6 protein-coding genes are annotated in these 6,054 nt (G+C 72.0%); 2 read left to right on the forward strand and 4 right to left on the reverse strand.

Annotated elements, in window-relative coordinates:
• Positions 1 to 531 precede the first annotated feature (531 nt).
• Entirely contained in the window at positions 532 to 768 is a 237-nt protein-coding gene (locus ABZ641_RS23380) for a DUF397 domain-containing protein (RefSeq protein WP_344621862.1), read from the forward strand.
• A gap of 361 nt (positions 769 to 1,129) precedes the next feature.
• Here the strand turns inward: ABZ641_RS23380 and ABZ641_RS23385 are convergent, their stop codons facing one another.
• Positions 1,130 to 1,648 (reverse strand): ATP-binding protein, encoded by a 519-nt coding sequence (locus ABZ641_RS23385; protein ID WP_344621863.1) that lies wholly within the window; start codon positions 1,646 to 1,648, stop codon positions 1,130 to 1,132.
• Positions 1,649 to 2,067: 419 nt separating this feature from the next.
• Here ABZ641_RS23385 and ABZ641_RS23390 point away from each other — a divergent pair, with 419 nt between their 5' ends.
• The gene (locus ABZ641_RS23390; RefSeq protein ID WP_359984566.1) at positions 2,068 to 2,934 is read left to right on the forward strand and encodes a helix-turn-helix transcriptional regulator; all 867 of its coding nucleotides are present in this window, start codon (positions 2,068 to 2,070) and stop codon (positions 2,932 to 2,934) included.
• 68 nt (positions 2,935 to 3,002) lie between these two features.
• On the opposite strand, the gene ABZ641_RS23395 is transcribed toward ABZ641_RS23390, so the two are convergent.
• From ABZ641_RS23395 to ABZ641_RS23405, 3 genes are all read right to left on the reverse strand, one after another.
• Positions 3,003 to 3,323 carry a hypothetical protein gene (locus tag ABZ641_RS23395; protein WP_359984569.1) on the reverse strand — a complete coding sequence of 107 codons (321 nt, stop codon included), beginning with the start codon at positions 3,321 to 3,323 and terminating at the stop codon, positions 3,003 to 3,005.
• A gap of 139 nt (positions 3,324 to 3,462) precedes the next feature.
• The gene (locus tag ABZ641_RS23400; protein WP_359984571.1) at positions 3,463 to 5,145 is read right to left on the reverse strand and encodes a LuxR C-terminal-related transcriptional regulator; all 1,683 of its coding nucleotides are present in this window, start codon (positions 5,143 to 5,145) and stop codon (positions 3,463 to 3,465) included.
• 75 nt (positions 5,146 to 5,220) lie between these two features.
• Positions 5,221 to 5,817 carry a TetR family transcriptional regulator gene (locus ABZ641_RS23405; protein ID WP_359984574.1) on the reverse strand — a complete coding sequence of 199 codons (597 nt, stop codon included), beginning with the start codon at positions 5,815 to 5,817 and terminating at the stop codon, positions 5,221 to 5,223.
• Positions 5,818 to 6,054 lie beyond the last annotated feature (237 nt).

The following is a 6,054-nucleotide window of genomic DNA, read 5'->3' on the forward strand; positions in this document are numbered from 1 at the left end:
GGCCCGGCCGTGGCCGGGACGGCCAGCAGCAGGGCCGGGGAGCCGGCCGGGACCTCGGGGCGCTCGGGACGGCGGTGGCGCCCCCGCGCACGGGAGCCTGGCGTACGGACGGGCAGTGGCGCGCCCGGGATGGCTGCGGTGCTCATGGCGGAGATCGTAGGACATACCGGGGCCCTTACTGCAGTCGACTCCCGTGAGGGGTTGGTGGTGACGGCACAAGGTCGGACAAACACCGGCAAAGCGCTGTACGCACTGGTGTCCGGGTGCGTGATGCTCCTCACAGTGGCCGATGTGACTGCGCGTAAAGCCCGGCGGCGAGCGTCAAGATCCACGGGACGCAGAGCAACCCATACGTACGGTGATCGTTTGCCGTGGCGTCTGCTCTGGTTTGACCTACTTTGCCCGGCGCACGGTGCGGTTGTTCGACGCTACTGATGAGTCAGATGCACGCGCTTTGTCCCGTGCTGATGCACGTGCAGGCCAGCTATCATCACGTCAAGTGAGGCGAACGCCAGGCTCAGGGAGACAACGATGAGTGACACGTACAACGGCATGGCGGCTGCGGACCTCGACGGGGTCGTCTGGCAGAAGAGCCGGCACAGCAATTCGCAGGGCAACTGCGTCGAGTTCGCGGCCCTTCCGGGCGGCGAGGTGGCGATGCGCAACTCCCGGTTCCCGGACGGCCCGGCGCTCATCTACACCCGGGCCGAGATAGCCGCACTGCTCCTCGGCGCCAAGGACGGGGAGTTCGACCACCTGGCGACCTGACCGTCCGTCGGCCCGCCGCACCCGGTGGGCCCGGGTGTTCGGGCTTCCCGTTCCGGGGGCCGTCGTGGGGGACGCCGCGACGGCCCGGCTGCGTGCCCGGCCCCGTGCGGGTCCGAGGTCTTTCCGACCTCTCCTTACTGTCGGACCTCGCGCGTGCGGGCCGACCGCTCCGCGGCGCGGCGTCCGTGGACCGTCTCCCTGCGGTCGCGGTGCCCGCCCGTGCGGTGCGAGGTCGCCGATCGGGTCCCCTCCGCCCGACCCGCCCGTACCCTCCGCCCGTCCGAACCGGCGTCGCGGCCGTTGCCCGTCCTGGCCGGTTCCGGTCCGCGTCCGGTCCGGGTGGGGCTCGGTGCGGACCGGCTCAGACCGAGCGGTGCCGGCCGGTCCCGACCGCGGGTGCGGCCTCGAACAGCGCCCAGACGACCTTGCCCGCCCCGGCCAGCGGGTGCCAGCCCCAGGACGTGCTGAAGGAATCGACCAGGTGCAGTCCGCGGCCGGACTCCGCCACGAAGTCCGCCTCGCGCGCCACCGGACCCTGACTACTGGGGTCGCTCACCGCGCACACCACCTGCGGCGCCCGGTGCACCAGGCTGATGCGTATGGGGGTGCGGCCCTCCAGGCCCTGCGGGCGGGCCAGTTGTGCGGGCACCTGCGCCGTCGGGGCGCCGCAGCCGTCGGGCAGCGCGCCCACGGCGTGCCGCAGCGCGTTGGTCACCAACTCCGAGGCGACCAGGGCGACATCGTCGAAGAGCGAGTCGAGTCCCCAGTTCCGCAAGGTGGTCCTGGCGAAGTCGCGTGCCGATCTGACGGCTTCGTAGCGAGGGGCGAGGGTACAGCTGACCACGTACGGGTCGGCAGCGATGGCCGTACCGGTGCTCATGAAGAGCTCCTCCCATAAGGGGGCGGACACGGCGGGACCCACCCGGGTCATGCCGGTCACCTCCGACTCGCTCGGCCGCTCGGCCGCCCGCCGGTAAGCCCGCACCCGCACACGAACTCCCGGCCGCACAGGGGCGCGGCCGGGAGGGCATGTGGGGTCGCGCGTTCGGTCGACGCGAAGCCCGCGGAGTTGTCAGGTGCGTGCAAGTGCACGTGCACCATGGTCCTCTGCGCCCACTGCAGATGCAAGAGTCGATTCACGTGCAGTCGCATGTTTGGCATATGCAAGCGCCAGATGCACGTGCAAGATGGAGGATGTGATGCAGAAGTAGTAGATCGTTGCGCCACTACGGGCACCGAGCGCGCCCAACTGATGGCAGACTGTGCGCTGTTTGACCCGAGGTGGAGGTTTCCGACCGCATGACCACAGTTCAGCCCGGCGGGGGCTCGATGGTGCGCCGTATCCTCCTCGGCTCGCAGCTGCGGCGCCTGCGCGAGGGACGGGGCATCACCCGCGAGGACGCCGGCTACACCATCCGCGCCTCCGAGTCGAAGATCAGCCGTATGGAGCTCGGCCGCGTCTCCTTCAAGGAGCGCGACGTCGCCGATCTGCTCAGCCTCTACGGCGTCGACGACGCCACGGAGCGCGAGGCCCTGCTCGGCCTGGTCCGCGAGGCGAACAAGTCCGGTTGGTGGCACAGCTTCAACGACGTCCTGCCCGGCTGGTTCCAGACCTACGTCGGTCTGGAGGAGGCCGCCGCGCTGATCCGCACCTACGAGGTGCAGTTCATCCCCGGCCTGCTGCAGGCGGAGGAGTACGCCCGCGCGGTCTTCGGCCAGAGCCGCCCGGCGATCGGCGCCGAGGAACTGGAGCGCCGGGTCAGCCTCCGGATGCGCCGGCAGACCCTGCTGACGGAGGGTCGGAGCCCGCACCTGTGGGCCGTCATCGACGAGGCCGCGCTGCGCCGCCCGGTCGGCGGCCCGGCCGTGATGCGGGCCCAGGTGCAGCACCTGATCGACATGGCGGACCGGCCCAACGTCACCATCCAGGTCATGCCGTTCCGTTTCGGCGCCCACGCCGGCGAGAGCGGCGCCTTCTCCATCCTGCGGTTCCCCGAACAGGACCTGGCCGACGTCGTCTACCTGGAGCAGCTCACCAGCGCCCTCTACCTCGACAAGCGCGACGACGTCGACGCCTACATCCAGGTGATGGAGCGGCTCTGCGTCGACAGCCTGACGCCCGATCAGACCGTGGACCTGCTCACCTCGATCCTCAAGGAGCGCTGAGCCGGCGAACGCGGCAGAAGGCGGTCGGGCACCCCTCGGGTGCCCGACCGTTCTTTTCGGCGACACGCCTAGGACGTGCCGGACAGGCTCGGGTGGGCGACCGGAGCCGGTGACGGGCGCAGGCCGAGCGGGCGGTCGGCGAACGCCCGATCCGCATCGACCTCGTAGCAGAGGTTGGTGCTGGAATTCCCGAGGGTCGTGTCGACGAAGCGCTGGACGTCGCCGACGGACTCCGTCTCCCAGAGGCACGTCACGGCGGAGCCCCCGACATGCGGGTAGAACTGCAGCACCCGGGTGCCGTCCGGCGCTCCGCTGCCGCTCATGAGGGCCCGGCCACGGGAGAATGCGGTCTCCGGGTCGAGGATCGTGTGCTGGACCACGACGTACATGGGGAGTCCTCCTCACTGCCGGCCCTCCCCTTCGGACAGTTCGACGCTAGGTCCGCGGGGGCGGACACCGCGTCGCGCACATTCACCAATCCGGCACCGATCCGGTGCGGGGAGGCATGGTCAATCCTGGCCATCCGGCTCAGACCAGGCCGTGCTCCAGCGCGAAGGTGCTCGCCGCCGTGCGGGAGGAGACACCCAGCTTGCCGAAGATGTTCTGCAGGTGCCGGGCGACGGTGTGCTCGCTGATCACCAGGGCGACGGCGATCTGCCGGTTGGTCGCACCACCGACCACCTCCCGGAGCACCTCGACCTCGCGTGGCGAGAGACCGTAGCCGGCCGGCCCCGTGACCGGGGCCCCACCTGCGCCGGTGCCCGGGTGCGTGCCCGGTCCGCCGCGGGCGAGGGAATCCAGACGGGCGACGTCCGGCCCGGCTTTGAGCCCGACGAAGACCGTGCGGGCCGCCTGGAGCTCCAGATCGGAGGTGTCGCCGTCACCGAGCGCACGGCAGGCGAGCGCCACCAGGACGCGCGCCCGCGCGGCCTCGTACGGCACTTCGAGCTCCTGCCACCCGCGCCACGCCCGCCGAGCCGCGGCGAGACCGGCGGAGGCGTCGCCCCCGGCCAGTGCCGCGGAGGCGACGCCGTACGCCGCCGCCGCGCGGAGCACGTCGCCGTCCTGGCGCTCCGCGACGGCCTTCAACCGGCGGGCGGCCTCGGCCGCGGCGTCGATGTCGCCGCCGGCCAGCATGATCTCGACGTACGCCGGGAGGAGGGCCGCCCGCTCCAGGTCCCGGGTGTGCTCGGACACGGCGCGGCGGACCGTGGCCGCTGCCGCCTCGCCGTTGCCCTGCGCCAACCGGAGCAGGGAGAACCCGGGCTGCGGCTCGAACCCGCAGCGGTTGGCCTCCCGGTAGGCGGCCTCGGCCTCGGCCGGGCGGCCCTGCAGCCGGTGGATCTCGCCCTGCCGGTAGTGGGCCTGCCCGCAGGCGATCCGGTTCAGCACACCCCGGGTGAAGTGTTCGGCGGCGCGGCGGGCCTCGTCGAGCGCGGCGGTCCAGGCACCGCCGTACTGCATCACCTCGGCCCGGTGCACGAGGCACAGTCCGTTGTGCGCGACCATCTGCGGCTGGCGCTCGCACCACCGGGTCAGGGCGCCCGTCCACTCGCGCAGTCGGCGCAGCTCGTACAGGTCGTGGCAGAAGCTGATGGTGTTGCAGTAGACGATGCCGCTGACGATCGGAGACAGCGCACCGGACTCGACGACCACGAGCGTCTCGTCCACCAGGCGAAGGCCCTCGTGCACACGGTCCAGGTTCACCAGGGCCCGGGCCTGTTCGTCGCGCGCCAACCACACCAGGTCGGCGTCGCCGAACGCCTCACCGGCCTCGGCAGCCTCGGCCGCCGTCGCGTGGCCGGCCTGCCAGTCGCCGCCGCCCATCTGGGCCAGCCACACGGGGATCAGGAGGTACCCGCGTTCGACGCAGTCCCGCCCGTCGGCCTTCAGGAGGCGCTCACCGAGGGAGAACCAACCGCTCGCCCGCGCGCCGTGGCCCCGGAACAGCATGCTGTGGCCGATCCACACCGCACAGCGGACGGCCCGTGGCACGTCACCGGCGTCCAGCCAATCCGCGTGGGCGCGCTCCAGCCGGGCCACGTAGTCCTCGTCGAGCCCGAGCATGTAGGCGGACCTGGCCAGCAGCTCCAGGTCGTCGGCGCCCACCGGTGCGGCTCCGTCGGCGGCGCTGAGGCTCTCGAAGGCCTCGCGCCAGGCCCCGGCGGCGTAACACGCACGGCCCCGGACGAGATCGCGGCTGGTGCCCACGAGCCGATTATCGACCCGCCGAACGAGGCCGACAGCCCCGAGCCGGCCCGGACGTGCGTGCCCGGGGGCAGGCCGTCACGCCCGGGTCGAGATCCCCCCGCGGACGGATGCCTGGGCGCGCTCGGGCGCCTCGGGCTGCGGCGGCACCCCCAGCTCCCAGGCGAGCCCGTAGCGCGCGAAGAGATCCGCGCGGATCGGGGCCAGCGGCGTGGACGCCCCCGGCAGCAGCACCCCGATGCAGCCGCCCATCAACGCGCTGCGCAGCACCGCGTGCTCGGCGACCGGATCCGGGGCGCCCCAGTCCTTCAACAGCCCCCGCAGGATCGCGCCCAACTGCCGCTGCTCCGGATCCTGCACGAAGGCGCCGACGTCCGGATCGAGGATCAGCGCCAGGTGTGCGCGCATCACCCGCGGATGGTCCATGGCGAGACCGAGGACGGCGTCGATGGCCCGTGCCAGCCGTGCCTCCGGCGAGGAATCCTCGGGCATCGCCGCCAGTGCCGCGCCCAGCTCCAGGTGCATCAGGCGGTGGGTGGCGGACTGCATCAGCAGCCGTTTGCCGTCGAAGTAGTACGAGACCAGGCCGCGGGCGAGCCCTGCATGCTCCGCTATGTCACTGAGCGTCGTCCCTGCGTATCCGTGCTGGTCGACGAGCTCGACGGTGGCGCGCATGATTCGGCGGCAGGATCGCCGGCGCATCTCCTCATTGACCGATTCCCCGCGAGGTGCCATCGTGTCTGCTCCGAACGTTGACTGGCTCCGGGCCAATATACTGGCCGAGCCCGTCGCGGCGCGGCCGTATGCCCGGGCCCGGACGGCCTCGGCGGCAGCGCACGCAGCAGCGCCGGCTCCACCAACACGGGGGTTTGGTGGAGCCGGCGCTGCTGCGTTCCCGGCCCTGGACGGATG

Origin of the sequence: Kitasatospora sp. NPDC007106 (genome assembly GCF_040634455.1) — a bacterium.
GTDB lineage: Bacteria > Actinomycetota > Actinomycetes > Streptomycetales > Streptomycetaceae > Kitasatospora > Kitasatospora arboriphila.

Excerpts from the sequence above, each read along its gene's own strand:
- ABZ641_RS23380 (WP_344621862.1), top strand. The coding sequence starts at position 532 with ATGAGTGACACGTACAACGGCATGGCGGCTGCGGACCTCGACGGGGTC.
- ABZ641_RS23395 (WP_359984569.1), bottom strand. The coding sequence starts at position 3,323 with ATGTACGTCGTGGTCCAGCACACGATCCTCGACCCGGAGACCGCATTC.
- ABZ641_RS23390 (WP_359984566.1), top strand. The coding sequence starts at position 2,068 with ATGACCACAGTTCAGCCCGGCGGGGGCTCGATGGTGCGCCGTATCCTC.
- ABZ641_RS23385 (WP_344621863.1), bottom strand. The coding sequence starts at position 1,648 with ATGAGCACCGGTACGGCCATCGCTGCCGACCCGTACGTGGTCAGCTGT.
- ABZ641_RS23405 (WP_359984574.1), bottom strand. The coding sequence starts at position 5,817 with ATGCGCGCCACCGTCGAGCTCGTCGACCAGCACGGATACGCAGGGACG.